Annotated in this window: 14 protein-coding genes and 1 riboswitch; of the genes, 7 read left to right on the top strand and 7 right to left on the bottom strand. The window is 58.4% G+C overall.

From position 1 onward, the window contains the following. Positions 1 to 50: 50 nt before the first annotated feature. Together pnuC and GF423_RS03650 are read right to left on the bottom strand one after the other, a co-directional pair. On the bottom strand, positions 51 to 680 hold the full coding sequence (gene pnuC / locus GF423_RS03655; RefSeq protein WP_154327105.1) for a nicotinamide riboside transporter PnuC: 630 nt from the start codon (positions 678 to 680) through the stop codon (positions 51 to 53). Between the two features lie 29 nt (positions 681 to 709). Next, positions 710 to 2974 carry a TonB-dependent receptor gene (locus GF423_RS03650; RefSeq protein ID WP_154327104.1) on the bottom strand — a complete coding sequence of 755 codons (2265 nt, stop codon included), beginning with the start codon at positions 2972 to 2974 and terminating at the stop codon, positions 710 to 712. Positions 2975 to 3042: 68 nt separating this feature from the next. Beyond that, positions 3043 to 3138, bottom strand: a riboswitch (TPP riboswitch). A 337-nt stretch (positions 3139 to 3475) separates the two neighbouring features. On the opposite strand from GF423_RS03650, the gene GF423_RS03645 reads away from it, so the two are divergent. Both GF423_RS03645 and GF423_RS03640 read left to right on the top strand, forming a co-directional pair. Beyond that, positions 3476 to 4432, top strand: a complete 957-nt coding sequence (locus tag GF423_RS03645; RefSeq protein ID WP_154327103.1) for an alpha-hydroxy-acid oxidizing protein — start codon at positions 3476 to 3478, stop codon at positions 4430 to 4432. A 46-nt stretch (positions 4433 to 4478) separates the two neighbouring features. Beyond that, a complete protein-coding gene (locus GF423_RS03640; protein WP_235911772.1) occupies positions 4479 to 4904 on the top strand; it encodes a copper resistance protein NlpE in 426 nt (141 codons plus the stop codon). A 165-nt stretch (positions 4905 to 5069) separates the two neighbouring features. Here the strand turns inward: GF423_RS03640 and GF423_RS03635 are convergent, their stop codons facing one another. From GF423_RS03635 to GF423_RS03625, 3 genes are all read right to left on the bottom strand, one after another. Next, a complete protein-coding gene (locus tag GF423_RS03635; protein ID WP_235911771.1) occupies positions 5070 to 5786 on the bottom strand; it encodes a sulfite exporter TauE/SafE family protein in 717 nt (238 codons plus the stop codon). Positions 5787 to 6040: 254 nt separating this feature from the next. Beyond that, on the bottom strand, positions 6041 to 6250 hold the full coding sequence (locus tag GF423_RS03630; protein WP_154327100.1) for a helix-turn-helix transcriptional regulator: 210 nt from the start codon (positions 6248 to 6250) through the stop codon (positions 6041 to 6043). Next, positions 6240 to 6713, bottom strand: a complete 474-nt coding sequence (locus tag GF423_RS03625) for a hypothetical protein (protein ID WP_154327099.1) — start codon at positions 6711 to 6713, stop codon at positions 6240 to 6242. The genes GF423_RS03630 and GF423_RS03625 overlap by 11 nt, the downstream gene beginning before the upstream one ends. A 216-nt stretch (positions 6714 to 6929) precedes the next feature. On the opposite strand from GF423_RS03625, the gene GF423_RS03620 reads away from it, so the two are divergent. The 4 genes from GF423_RS03620 (at position 6930) to GF423_RS03605 (ending at position 10227) form a co-directional block, all read left to right on the top strand. After that, a complete protein-coding gene (locus GF423_RS03620; protein ID WP_154327098.1) occupies positions 6930 to 7913 on the top strand; it encodes a hypothetical protein in 984 nt (327 codons plus the stop codon). A gap of 214 nt (positions 7914 to 8127) precedes the next feature. Next, a complete protein-coding gene (locus GF423_RS03615; RefSeq protein ID WP_154327097.1) occupies positions 8128 to 8637 on the top strand; it encodes a GFO_1088 family ECF-type sigma factor in 510 nt (169 codons plus the stop codon). Continuing rightward, the gene (locus tag GF423_RS03610) at positions 8634 to 9299 is read left to right on the top strand and encodes a PG0215 family putative anti-sigma factor (RefSeq protein ID WP_154327096.1); all 666 of its coding nucleotides are present in this window, start codon (positions 8634 to 8636) and stop codon (positions 9297 to 9299) included. The genes GF423_RS03615 and GF423_RS03610 overlap by 4 nt, the downstream gene beginning before the upstream one ends. A gap of 28 nt (positions 9300 to 9327) precedes the next feature. Next, on the top strand, positions 9328 to 10227 hold the full coding sequence (locus GF423_RS03605) for a hypothetical protein (RefSeq protein WP_154327095.1): 900 nt from the start codon (positions 9328 to 9330) through the stop codon (positions 10225 to 10227). A 167-nt stretch (positions 10228 to 10394) separates the two neighbouring features. Here GF423_RS03605 and GF423_RS03600 read toward each other — a convergent pair whose 3' ends face one another. Then, positions 10395 to 11087: a YjjG family noncanonical pyrimidine nucleotidase gene (locus tag GF423_RS03600; protein ID WP_206113352.1), complete on the bottom strand. Its 693-nt coding sequence runs from the start codon at positions 11085 to 11087 to the stop codon at positions 10395 to 10397. A gap of 182 nt (positions 11088 to 11269) precedes the next feature. Further along, positions 11270 to 12202: a cysteine synthase A gene (gene cysK / locus GF423_RS03595; RefSeq protein ID WP_154327093.1), complete on the bottom strand. Its 933-nt coding sequence runs from the start codon at positions 12200 to 12202 to the stop codon at positions 11270 to 11272. Positions 12203 to 12896: 694 nt separating this feature from the next. Here cysK and GF423_RS03590 point away from each other — a divergent pair. Continuing rightward, positions 12897 to 13538 carry an outer membrane beta-barrel protein gene (locus GF423_RS03590; protein WP_154327092.1) on the top strand — a complete coding sequence of 214 codons (642 nt, stop codon included), beginning with the start codon at positions 12897 to 12899 and terminating at the stop codon, positions 13536 to 13538. Positions 13539 to 13847 lie beyond the last annotated feature (309 nt).

The following is a 13847-nucleotide window of genomic DNA, read 5'->3' as shown; positions in this document are numbered from 1 at the left end:
GCCAGCCGCCGCAGCGGTTGGCCCTCGATGTGTGTGTTGCAGTCCTGGCGCTATTGCGCCTGCTGCTCCTGCATGAGGCGCAGCCACTTGCGGTAGCCCACCACGGCCATCACGGTGTAGAAGCCGTAGAGGCTGGCCGAGAAGGGAATCGACTTGTAGAAGTAGAGCACCGTGCACACGGCGTCGACCACGAGCCACAGCAGCCATTGCTCGGCATATTTCTTGGCCAGGGCCCAGTAGGCGATGATGCTCAAGGCCGTGGTGAAGGCGTCGTAGAGCGGCACCGTGCTGTTGGTCACCTCCACGAGCAGCAGGTAGATGCCCGCCCACAGGGCCACAAACGCTGCCACGGTTGCGCCCACGAGCCGCCGCGGGAAGTGGGTGATGGGCACTGCCGCCTTCTTGTCGTGCCCGCTGCCCTTGTGCTTGCCCAGCTTCCACGACAGGAAGCCGTAGACGGCCACGGCGACGTAGAAAAACTCCATGCCGAAGTCGGCATAGAGGCCAGCCTTGAGATAGAGCACGCTGTGCACGGCTGGCATGACGATGCTCACGAGCCAAAGCCAGATGTTGGCCTTGTACTCGAGATAGAGGTAGAGCAGGCCCAGCAGGGTGCTGAAGGCGTCGAGCAGGTGCAGGGGCTGGCCCAGCCATTGCAATATGTCGGTGATATAGGTCATGAGCTTGTGGGTAGCTGTGGCTTGGAGCCTTAGAACTTGAAACTCACGTGAGCGAGCACGTTGGTGCCGGCCATGGGGTAGAAGCGCGGGTCTCTCGAGAGCGCGTAGCGGGTCTTCTTGTCGCCATTCTTGTACAGGGCGCAAGTCTGGCTGTAGCCGTTGGTCTCATACTTGGTGTTAAACAGGTTGTAGACGGTGACACCCACGGTGAGCGACTTCACGCTGGGCAGCTTGAAGGTGTAGGCCAGGTCGAGGTGGGTCACGCAATAGGGGTCGAGGCTGTCGTACTTGTTCTGCATGTTGTCGAGATACTGGCGGCTCACATATTGCGAGATGAGCTGCGCGCTGGCGCCCTTGTAGTCAAACGTGAAGATGTTGTTGGCCACCAGCGAGGGCGAGAACGAGATGGTGGTGGTGCCCATCTCGATGGCCGTCTGGCTGTACATGTCTTCCCATGTATCGACGTCATAGTCGCTCACCCAGCCCGTGTAGTGCTTGATCTTGTTGCGGCTCAGGGCGGCGTTCACGTCCCACCTGAACCAGCTGGCAGGTTTCCAGGCGGCGGTGAGCTCCACGCCCATGCGGTAGCTGCTCTTCACGTTCTCGTTCATGGCCTCGCCTATGTCGTTGAGCTTGCCGTTGAGCACGAGCTGGTTGTGATATTGCATGTAGTAGAGGTTGATGCCGGCCTCAAAGCAGGCACTCTTGTACTGGTAGCCCAGCTCGTAGTCGAGCAGGCGCTCGGCCTTGGGCTTGCTGGTGAAGCTGCCGTCGGTGTAGTTGTTGCGCACGGGCTCCTTATGGGCCACGGCAAACGAGGCGTAGGCGTTGTTGTGGGCGTCGATCTTGTAGTAGAGGCCGGCCTTGGGGTTGAAGAAGTCAAATTTCTCGTCGACGTTGAGCACCTGGTTGTGCGCGGGGCTGGCCGTCCAGTCCCACTTGTCGTTTTCGCCCTTGATCTTGTAGCCCACGTGGCGGTATTGCAGGTCGGCATAGGCGCTCAGGCCCTCGGCGAGCTGGTAGTTGGCCTTGATGTAGTAGTTCATGTCCAGCTTCTTGCCCGTGTTGCGATAGTACTCGTGGTTGGGGTCGAGGGCGCTGCCATAGTAGTTCTCCACCCATATCACGTTGCCGTAGTGCTTGTTTTTGTAGTAGTTGGCCCCGCCGCCCAGCGTGGCGCTCAGGCGGTCGTTGCTGTAGTTGAGCGAGAACACCGTGCCGCCGAAGCCGCCGTCGTTGTTCTTGCGGCGCACCAGGTTCGACTTCTTCACCTCCGTGTCGTCGACCACAAAGGGCGTGAGCCCGTACTCCTTGAGCTTGCGGGCATTCTTGTACTCCTCGTAGTAGCCGAAGTTGTCGGTGTAGTGCAGCGCCATGTTCCAGTGCCAGCGCTCGCCCAGGCCCTGGTCCCAGATGAGCTGGTAGTTGAACTGGCGGAAGTTGTCGGTCTGCTTCTTGTAGAAGCCCGTGACCTTGCCGTAGTGCTTGATCTCGCCGTTGGGGTTGTAGGTGCGGTCGGTCTTGAGCTGGTCCCTGCTTATGCCGTCCCAAGCGTGGTAGGTCTCTTCCTTGCCGCCGTAGCCGATGAAGCGCACCGACGTCTGGCCGCCGAAGTAGCCGCCCTGGAAGAAGTAGGAATACAGCTTGCTCCAGGCGCGGTCGCGGTAGCCGTCGCTCGAGATGTGCGACAGGCTGGCGTCGAAGTTCCAGTGATCCTTGATGAGGCCCGAACCCACCTTGAGGGTCTCCTTGTTGGTGTTGAACGAGCCATAGCTGCCGTTGAGCTCGGCATGGGGCGCTGCCGAGAAGCGCTGCGTGCGCATGTTGATGCTGGCGCCAAAGGCTCCAGCGCCGTTGGTCGACGTGCCGGCGCCTCGCTGCACCTGTATGTCTTGGAGCGAGCTGGCCAGGTCGGGCGTGTCGACCCAGTAGAGCACATTGCTCTCGGGCTCGTTCATGGGGATGTCGTTGTTGGTCACGTTGATGCGGGTGCCGTCGGTGCCGCGCACGCGCAGGCTCGTGTAGCCCACGCCGCTGCCAGCGTCGCTGGTGGTGATCACGCCAGGCGTGGTCGAGAGCAGGAAGGGCAGGTCGAGGCCATGGTTCAGTTTCTCGATGAGTTGCTTGTCAACATTGGTGTGTGCCACAGGAGTAGTGGCGGTGGCACGTGTTGCAGTCACCTGCACCTCTTGCAGGTGACGCATCTGGGTGGTGTCGCTGCTGGCAACGGGGCCTGCCGCGGCGACCAGGCTGGCGCCGGCCAGGGCGACAGTCGTCATGATTTGTTTTTTCATTACTTGTTATTAATAAGTTTTACCATCGGGCCTCCTGTGCACTTGATGTGGCGCTGGCCGCGTGCACGCGGTGACCCATTAAGTTCTCTACGCCGGCATTGTCCGGTTCAGATTCTATGGGTGTGATCTCAGCCTCAAGGTGTGAGGCACCCCAAACTCATTGAATCGTGGCACAAATATACACATTTCCATTCACACTGGCAACCCTTTTTTCGTTTCCGCCACCCATCACGACTGTTTCACATTTCAAAAGGCCTTGGCCTTTAACAAGCTGTATCGCGCAACCAGCTATGCAGGTCTCGTTGGGCTCTTCACGGGATTTTTCTCAAGCGCTTGCCAGAGCGCGGTCTTGACTGCACAGTTGGGGCATGGCTGTGCCGGGCGGCCAGCTTCACGCCACTTGTAAGGCCCCGGCCCTTTTGGGCCTGTTTTTTTTGTTTTGCAGTATCACATTTTCTTATTAAGTTTGCTTCAGTTTTAAAACGATTAAGCACTACAACAATGGAAGAAAAGAAGACAACGAGCCCGTGGCCTGGACCAGCAGGGCTCATCCCGGTGACCAGCGGAGCTGCCGACGACGCCAACCTCATCAACCGTCGTTACCTCGACAGCCTGCTGGTGGAAATGCGCGTGATCGATGCCGTGGAGCCGTGTCTCGACACGGTGATCTACGGGCACAAGTTTGCCTCACCCATCATGATGCCGGCCTTCTCACACCTCAACAAGGTGCCCCTCGAGGGCGGTCGCAAGCCCATGCGCGAGTATGCCCAGGCAGCGCGCAAGCTCAACGTGCTCAACTGGGTGGGCACCGAGCCCGACGACGAGTTTGCCGCCATCGTGGCAGTGGGAGCCCCCACAGTGCGCATCATCAAGCCCTGGGCCGACCACGACCTGGTGCTCGAGAGCATTGCCTTTGCCCAGACGCAAGGCGCACTGGCAGTGGGCATCGACATCGACCACATTGTGGGCAATGATGGCCACTACGACGTGGTCGACGGCATGCCTCTGGGGCCGGTGAGCCTGCAGCTGCTGCACGACTATGCGGCCGCCACCTCGCTGCCCTTCATTGCCAAGGGCGTGCTCTCGGTAGACGATGCCTTGAAGGCCCGCGATGCCGGTTGCCGTGGCGTGCTGGTGTCGCACCACCACGGGCGTGTGCCCTACGGCCTGCCGCCCACCCGCGTGCTGCCGGCCGTGAAGCAGGCGCTCGAGGGCAGTGGCGTGGCCATCTTCTGCGACTGCGGCATCGACTCGGGCTACGACGCCTACAAGGCTCTTGCCCTGGGTGCCGACGCTGTGGCCGTGGGCCGCGGCATGCTGCCGCAGTTGCTCAAGCAGGGCGCCGCCGGTGTGGTCGAGAAAGTGAAACAGATGAACGTGCAGCTCAAGCGCATGATGATGTACACGGGCATCGCTGGCACGGGCTCGTTCGACAGCAGCGTCATCCACCACATGTGACGAGAATTTTTAATTTTTATAATCATTACAATCACACACAATGAAAATGAAAAAATTGATTTTAGCAATGGGCCTCGCCTTGGCTCTGCTCTCGACTGCATGCAGCGGCGGCGGCAACACAGCACCAGCGCCGCGCGAGGTTGCCGCCCCCACCACCGACACTGCCTATTGCGGCACCTACCAGGGTACCCTGCCGGCTGCCGACTGCCCGGGCATAAAGACGGTGCTCACCATCGCTGCCGATAGCACCTACACCCTGTCGAGCCAGTACATCGACCGCCAGGCTCAGCCTGTGGTCACCAGCGGTGTCTACCACCTCAAGCAGGGCGGCAAGCTCATTGAGCTCGTCACCCCGTCGTCGGGTGAGAAGACCTACTACAAAATCAAGGATGCCAAGTCGATTGTCATGACCGACTCGGCCGGCATCGAGCCGCAGGGCCCCACGGCCAAGTTCTACGTGCTCAAGCGGTGACTTGAAACACCAGTTGCGCCAAGGCCCCCCAAAAAAACGATCACAAGGCAAGCGTGCTGCCAGTCTCGCCCACGGGGCTGCAGCACACTTGGCCTTTTTTTGTTGTTGGCCACCATGCGATGCTGCGCGCACCGCGACCCGATGCATCCCCGTGTGAAAGGCAGGTCAGGCCTGGATGAAGAGCCAGAGCGACACGGCGATCATGACAAGGGCCACAACGCGCTGGTAGGACTTCTTGTGAGCGCGTTTTATGAGCTTGAGGGCTATGAAATTGCCGGCCATCATGGCGCACCCTATGAAGAAACCGTTGATGAAGATGTGCCACGACATGAGGTCGCACTTGCCGTAGGTCACGGCCTTCACGATGTGCATGGCTGTGGCGGCTGTGGCCTCGCTCACGATGTAGGACACGGGCGAGAGCTCGAGCGAGAGAAACACGGCCGAGCTCAGCGGCCCCGAGATGCCCAGCAGCCCGTTGAAGAGGCCGGTGAGTGCGCCGCCCGCGAGCATGGTCTTGCGCCCCTTGGGCAGGTGCATCTTGCCCCTCACTTTCATGATTGAAAAGGCAATGAGAAAGGCGCACAGCACGCGCGTCATCACCGTCTTGTCGACAATCGAGAAGCCGAAGGCGCCCAGCGCCGTGAAGGGCAGGGCCGGCAGCAGGAACCAGGCCACCTGCTTCCATTCGATCGCGCGCCAGCCCATCGCCGCACGCGAGAGGTTGCTCATCATCTGCGCGATGGTCGACACTGGCACTGCAATCTCAACGCCGTAGAAATAGGTGATGACAGGCAACAGTATCATGCCGCCGCCAAAGCCCACCGAGCCCGACAGCGTGCCGGCTATCAGGCCCACCATTGTCAAAGTCAAGTACATTTCCATTTTGCTCCGAATATTTTTGTCAGCAACCTGTGTGGATGCAAAGTTACAAAATTATATTGACGCCTGGGCTCGTTGCTGCTGGGTCAGCCCTATGCCACGCCCTATACCGATGGCTCGGCCGTGAAGGTGCTGGTGAAATAGTTCACATGCCACACCTCGCGGCCCTCTATGAGCCAGAGCTTAACAATAGCGGCAGGAAAGCGTTCAAAGCCTTCCTGCCGCTTAGCTTTTGTCCACGATGTGTGTGTGGGGGTCTACTTCTCCCAGTCGGAGTCTTCCAGCTGAAACACCTCGTCGAGCGCCTTGCCAAAGACGCTGCACATTTTGAGCGCCAGCACCGTCGAGGGCACAAACTTGCCCTTCTCGATGGCGTTCACCGTCTGCCGGCTCACGCCCGTCTTCTCGGCCAGGTCGGCCTGCGTGAGGCCTGCTATGGCGCGTTGCACCTTGATGTTATTCTTCATCGCTGCTCCTCCTGAACTTGTACAGCTCATAGTAGAACCTCCCCACATAGAGCAAGAAAATCAGTATCAAATAAGCATACCAAAAGTAGAAAAAGACCATGCCATAGGTGAACAGCAGCGCGGCGATGAGCAGCGCGGCGTCGACCTTCATCGACCAAGCCAGCGACTTGAAGCGCAGCGCAATGGTGTACTCGTCTTCTTGTTTCTCTCGCGCGAAGCCTATGAGCAGTAGCGACACAGTGAGCACCACGCCCACTATCTCGTCGCCCAGCCCCACGCTGTTGATGCCTATGCCGGTTGCGTTGCTAAAAAATGCCTGGCCTATACAAGGCCATGGCAGTGTCACCCAGTTGTCGATCTCCTGGTCGGCAACAAGCGAGTAGATGGCCAGCAGGAAAAAGGGTACAAACAGTGCCCATCCTATCCACTTGCACTTGTGCGGAAACAAATAGTTAGTTTTCATAATTTTTTTTTTTGAGGTTGAACTTAACGGTTGCAAATATAAACTACGTTTTACAAAAAGTAAAGTAAACACGACAAAAATTCAACTAAACTTAACACAAATTAACTTTCTCCTGCCTGCTTTGAAAAGTCGCGCTTTTCTTGGCGAAATAAACTGCAATCGCTATCTTTGCCAAGGTGGGACGATGGCTCCCGCCGATGAAAAAAACAAGACGAAATGATGACAGGTGATGGCAGAATGATGAAACGGCGACTCATGGTAGCAGTCGTGGCGATGGCGGCCGTGACTGTGGCGGTTGGAGCGCAGGAGCGGCTCGACACGCTGGCTGTGCCCCGGTTCAAGCTCGATGTGCCCACATTGCAGCCGCTGCAACCTGTGGTCACCTTTACCGCCCCCAATGTGGTCACGCCGCCCACCTTCAACTACCGCCCTCTGGAGATGCCCAAGGTGAGCAACAACTTGCGTGGCTTGAGCGACGAGGTGACCATGCTGCCCGTGTTTCATGGCCCGGCCGGCCAGCCCCTCAGGGTTGAGCCACGCTACAATTTCGACCGCAACCCCTACAGCCGCGACTGGAGCGCCAGCGGCGTGATTGCCCGCTACGACAATGCCTATTTGGGTGCCAGTGGCGGCTACACCACACTCCCGGCCTTGGGCACAGTGGGCTCGGCGAGCCTGTCGTTTACGGGCGTCTACGACGACGACCGCCTCACGCTCACGGCTGGCATAAGCGGCATGAAGTATCACATGGGCCGCGATGCCTGGAACGACTATGGCTTCTTCGGCCGTGCCAGCTACCGGCTCTCTGGCGGCTTGAGCCTCAACCTCTTCGGGCAGTACTATCTCGACCAGCGCTTTCACAGCGTGGCTGCCATGGGCTACATGCAAGATGCCAGCTACGGCGGCACCCTGGGCATCAAGTTGGGCGACAATGTGGGGCTCAACCTGGGCGCGCAGCGCTACTACGACACCTATTCCCATCGTTGGCGCACCCTGCCTGTCGTGGCACCTGTGGTCAACGTCTTCGGTCAGCCCATGTCGTTCGACGTGGGCGGGCTCATCTACGAGCTCGTCGATGCCCTGATACACAACAACAAGAAGTATGATGTCGTGCAGGGCCGTGCCCCGCGTGGCGGCGGCCCTGTGCCCCTCACCCCTGTCGACGTCAACCGCCGCGCCCTGGGCGGTTCCCGTCGTTGACCCCCACGCCCGATGTGTATCTTTGCTTACGGCTATGATTGTTGCAGTTGTTGCCTCGGCAACAATGGCGGCAACAGGCCGTGTGCGGCCCATGTGGCCGCCTGCGTCTCGATGCAGAAATAAAATTTTTTTTTGGGCGAAATGCTGTTTTTTTGCGATGGCTTTGTTTTAATTTTGGGGTGTGGTGCGTCTTGATAGTGAAAGTCGATTGATAATGGAAGAAAAAGCGTTCAGCGAAATAGCGGTGAGGCTACGCGGCAAGGCCGTGGGCACGGCGCTTGCCTGCGGTCTCGACGCGATGCAGGCCGACGATGTGGCCCAGGACGCGCTGCTCAAGCTGTGGAACATGCGCGACCAGCTCGACCGCTACCGCTCGCTCGAAGCGCTCACGGTGGTGATGACCCGCCACCTCGTGGTCGACAGCCAGCGCCGCCGCCAGTCGCATGCCACTGTGGCCATGCCCGACAACCTGGGCCAGCTGGCCGACAGCAGCGGCACCCCGCAGGAGCAACTCGAGGAGCTCGACAACGACACCTGGCTGCAAGAGCGCCTCGACCACCTGCCCGACCGCCAGCGCAGCGTGCTCTACATGCGACAGGTAGAGCACCGCGACTACGACGAGATTGCCCGCTTGCTGGGCATCGCCACCACATCGGCCCGCACCCTGGTGGCCAGGGCCCGCAAGTCGCTTTTCTTGGAATTTAAACAACGCATGCAACAATGACTATACATCACAACAACGAGCAACAACGACACATCGAGCAGCTACTCGACCTCTTCATGGCAGGCGAGAGCACGCTGGCCCAGGAGCAGGAGCTTGCACGCTACTTTGCCACCCACGATGTGGAGGGCGACTGGGCCGTCTACAAGCAGATGTTTGCCTACTTCGACCGCGGCATGAGCGCTCAGCCCGCGCCCGCTGCCCAGTGCCGCAAGTTGAGGCTCTGGCCTTGGGTCACAGCAGCCGCCGCCCTGGCCCTGTTGCTGGGCGTGACGCTGGCCCTGGTGCACAGCAAGCCAGCCACGGCACCGGTCACGGCCCGCATCGAGCAGCCACACCCCGTGCCCGCTGTCACAGTGCCGGCCACGGCTGCTGCCCCGCAGCGCTCGGTCGCCGCCCAGGCTGCCAACCCGCGCACCCTGGCTCGTGCCACGAGGCCCGCTCAGCCGCGTCGCCGTCATGCCGCGCCTCGCCGCCCGGCCCATGCCGCCGACCCGGCACCACAGGTCTCGCAGCCAGTTTGCATGACCCCCGAGGAGGAGTTGGCCTACTGTCGCGATGCCGCTGTCGAGGTCCAGCTGCAGCAGTCCTGCGACTACGACAACCTCTGTCTTGCACAGCTGCAGCATGTCGACAACATCTATGAAACGATAAAAGAAAAATAAACTATAACGTATTTTGCACAGATGCCTTATGAACAAGATTGGAAAAATATTGATTATGGCAGCCTTGACTATTGTCATGGCCTTGCCGGCGGCAGCCCAGCCCCAGGTGAAAGCCGCTTTTGAAAGCCTGCGCAAGCAGGCAACCAAGACCCGCACTTCGACTCAGGTCGACGACAAGGGCCTGAAGCAGACTCTCGACGAAATTTACTTCGACCTGGCCAACGACAGCCAGATCATGAAGTTCACCGATGCCTGCGAGGCCGACTCCAAGCTGTCCTACACCTACATCACTCACGAGCCCAGCGACAATCGCGAGCCCTACTTGATTTACAACGACGACAATACCCGCGTGGTGATAGGCAACAACTCCAACTACCACTATGTGCTCTATTGCATGGCCGACCCCGACAACGAGCAACTGCGCTACTGCTACTCGGCCGAGTGGTTTACCAACAAGAAAGGCCGCGTCGAGGGCCGTGTGGTCAAGACCTATGGGCCACGGCCTGGCCGGAAGTCGAGCAACAAAGCAGGAATCTACACCTTCGACCTCTCGGGCTTGGACCAGCTTGGCGACTTGGGCGACCGCATCAACGACGCTGTCAACAGGTCGTTGGACAATTACACCTACGTCGACAGTGACGACAACAGCATCTCGAGCCGCAAGCTCACCGAGGAGAAATTCCTCACCAAGTTCAACTACTACCGCAATTGCTTCAAGGATGCTGCGTCCAAGAGCGACAACAGCGTCCTGGTGTCGAGCTATGCCACCAAGCTCATGACGCTCAGCCGCAAGGTGCAGGGCCTCAATCTCTCCGACAACATGCTCAAGGCCTGTGTCAAGAGCCTGCAGGAGCTCAAGAGCCTCACCCACGACGAGTTTGTGCAAGGCATTCTCGACGATGCCATTGCCCAGTATCGCGACAAGTAGCGCTCAAGCACGCTGCAACAACAATTCTCATTATGCACACTATTGCCTGCACGGCTCGCAACGCGAGCCATGTGTAGCTTCCAGATTGGTTTTCAAGGCTTCCCGGGCCACTGTGCCCAGGGAGCCTTGATGCTTTCTTGCCCGCACCAGGGCATGGGGCAGCGCCGTCACAGCAGGCGCTCGACCTCGAGCAGGTGGGTCACGGTGGCATCGGCTGCGCCAGGCGCCACAGGCTGTTGCTTCCAGTTGAAGTAGATGGTGCGCCAGCCTGCATTGTGGGCGCCCGCGATGTCGGCGTCGGGGTCGTCGCCTATCATCACGGTAGTCTCGCGGCTGGCCCCGCAGGTGGCCAGGGCATAGTCGAAGATGCCCGGCAGCGGCTTGGTGATGCCGCAGTCGTCGCTCAAGATGTTGCGGTGAATGTAGCCGTCGAGTCCTCCCGACACCAGCTTGCGGGGCTGGAAGTGGGCAAAACCGTTGCTCAGCGTGTTCACGTCGTAGCCCTTGGCCTTGAGGTACTCGAGCAGCTCCTTGGCCCCGGGCAGCACCCGTGGCAGGGTTACCAAGTAGTTGAGATAGTGGGCGTTGAGCTTGTTGCCCAGCTCCAGCGCGTCGCCCTGGTAGCCGCAGTGCTCGAGCGTGTACCTGAAGCGCTCGCTGTTCAAGTAGGCCTTGTCGATCTTGCCGTGGTGATAGGCCTCCCACAACTCACGGTTTTTCTCGATATACACCTTGTGGAAGCGCTCATAGCTGCACAGGCGATCAAGCCCGTGCTGGTTGTAGACGTGGGCAAAAGCCTCCTTGGAGTTCTCGGTAAACCACCACAGCGTGTCGTCGATGTCGAGAAATACGGTTTTCACATTGTGCATCATGCCGCAAAGTTAAGCATATTTCGCTTCACGCCGAAATCAACTTGTGCTATACCTTTTCAACAAGCAGAGCCACACCGCCGCCCTGGCTGTGGCCAGAGCACCCGGTGTGGCTCGATGTTGCCGGCAGGGCAGGGGGCGTGTGGCCCGCCTGCCCGTGGCGAGTGTGAGCATTAGAAGTCGAAGAGCTGAGTCGACAGGTAGCGCTCGCCCGTGTCGGGGAGCAGGGCCACGATGGTCTTGCCCAGGTTCTCTTTCTTCTTGGCCAGCTCGATGGCAGCGTGTATTGCGGCCCCCGACGAGATGCCCACCAGCACGCCCTGCGAGCGTGCAATGAGGCGTGCACCGTCCATGGCCTCGTCGTTTTCTACCTCGATGATGCCGTCGACCAGGCTGGCGTCGTAGTTCTTGGCCACAAAGCCGGGGCCTATGCCCTGTATCTTGTGAGGCGCCGGCTTGCCGCCTGCCAGCACCGGCGATGCAGCAGGCTCCACGGCATAGGCCTTGACGCTGGCCTTGTGCTCCTTGAGAGCGCGTGCCACGCCCGAGAGGGTGCCGCCGGTGCCCACGCCGGCCACAAAGATGTCGACCTGGCCCTCGGTGTCCTTCCATATCTCCTGACCGGTAGTGAGGTAGTGCACGGCAGCATTGGCCGGGTTCTCAAATTGCTGTGGAATGATGGCGTTGTCGGTGCTGGCCAGTATCTCCTGGGCCTTGGCTATCGAGCCCTTCATGCCCTCGGCGCCCGGGGTGAGCACCAGCGTGGCGCCATAGGCCTTGATGAGCTTGCGGCGCTCCTGGCTCATGGTGTCGGGCATGACGATGATGGCCTTGTAGCCCTTGGCAGCAGCCACCATGGCCAGACCCACACCCGTGTTGCCGCTGGTGGGCTCGATGATGGTGCCGCCAGGCTTGAGCGCGCCACGGCGCTCGGCATCCTCGACCATGGCCAGGGCAATGCGGTCTTTCACGCTGCCGCCGGGGTTGAAGTACTCAAGTTTCACGAGAACGCGTGCTTCCAGGTTCTCTTCACGTTCGATTGTAGACAGTTCAAGCAGTGGAGTGTTGCCGATGAGGCTGGTGATGTTTTGATAAACTTTACCCATAATGATGTTTTTTTTAAAAAGAATTTTATGTATAGATTGTGATTGAATTTCTCTCTCTCTTTTGGCCAATGCGTGAGTGCATGCGACCGATTGGCCGTGTTGCCACGCGCGGGGCATTGTAAAAAATTGATGTGTGTGGGTGGTGCGGCGTCTTGACTCAACTCGCAAGATACCTGGCGCGTTTAAGTTGTGAAAAAATCGTGGGGAAAAACCAGAAAAATCTTTTTTTTACTTCAAGATACATGCAAGTTGCGCCGCTTCAACACAAGCAACAACACATGCACACGACAAATGAACCCGAGCCTGCATTGGCAGCCCGCTCGATGAGGGTATTGATATGTGAATCGTAATTAATCATTTGTCTCTTTTCTGCGGCAAAAGTAGTAAATCGAAACGAAACTGCCAAATTTATTTCACATCGAGCTGTGGGCTTTGTTGGTCTAATACCCTCAAAATCGAAATGCAAGTATTTGATTTTAAGATCATTTCCGATTTACTTATTTTGTTTTCAATGCTATCCAGGTTTTCCCATATTCCAAAACGAAGTGCAGCTTCTTTGTTGTTAATATGAATTATTCAGGTTATATTTGCGCCGTAGTTTGAAACTGGTGAATGTGGCATTGCAACATGCAACCAACGGCATAAACTAAAAAAAGAAAAAACAGTATCAATTTAACTCTTAAATATCACAATTATGAAATCACGTTCTTTATTACTGTTGGCAACAGCAGTCACAGCTATAATTGCTGTGAGCGCGGTGCAGGCACAGGACAACTATTTCACGCGCGACAACGCCTTTGAAATCGAGGCGGGCGCCGGGCCCAACTTCGGCATTGCCAACGTCGAGGCGATGAAGAAAAACAAGGTGGGCATCGACTACTATGGCGAGGCACGCTACAACTTTGCCCGGGTGCCCCTCGCCCTGGGCGTGCAGGTGTCCTACAACATCGTGGAGCGCCGCACCTATGGCTACACCATGAGCGACGACTATGGCACCGTCACAAGCCACAGCACGTTCGACTACAACTCGACCAGCGTGATGCTCACCTGCGACTACCGCAAGCGTGTGAGCAAGTGCGTGACCCTCTTTGGCGGCATCGGGCTGGGCTATTGCCACATCGACACCAGCAACGACCTCGAGCGCGCCGGGGGCGACATCAATGGCGAGAATTTCACCGACGACGGCACGTCGGGCTCGGTGGCCTTCATGCCGCGCGTGGGTGTGCACATAGGCAACCTGGCACGCATCACGGCAGGCTACAAGCTGCAGGAGCGGGCCAACCGCCACGCCTTTGTCACGCTGGGGCTCACCTTCGGCTTCAAGCCACGCCGGTAGCACGCCAAGCTTGCTGCCCGATAGCCGAAGCGGAATAGGAGAGGGGCGTGCGCTCGCCTACGTGTGCGCGTGCACGCCCCCCTCTCTGCTTGTGCCGCGGGCGTGCCGGCTCCCCCTGGCAATGCCCGCTTGGCAGCGTCGCAAAGCACCCTATTTATGGTGGGTAGAGAATCCCTAAACAATTGATAAAAAACAAATTTTAATGATAAAAAACAGAGGGAAAGAGCGGCTAATTAAAAAAAAATTGCGATATTTGCACTTGCAAAAACCGAGACCACCTCTTCAACGGCGACTCTGCGTGCTTAAAAC

The sequence above is a fragment of the Sodaliphilus pleomorphus genome (assembly GCF_009676955.1).
GTDB classification, from domain to species: Bacteria; Bacteroidota; Bacteroidia; order Bacteroidales; family Muribaculaceae; genus Sodaliphilus; species Sodaliphilus pleomorphus.
This window is presented reverse-complemented; position numbering and strand designations above follow the sequence as displayed.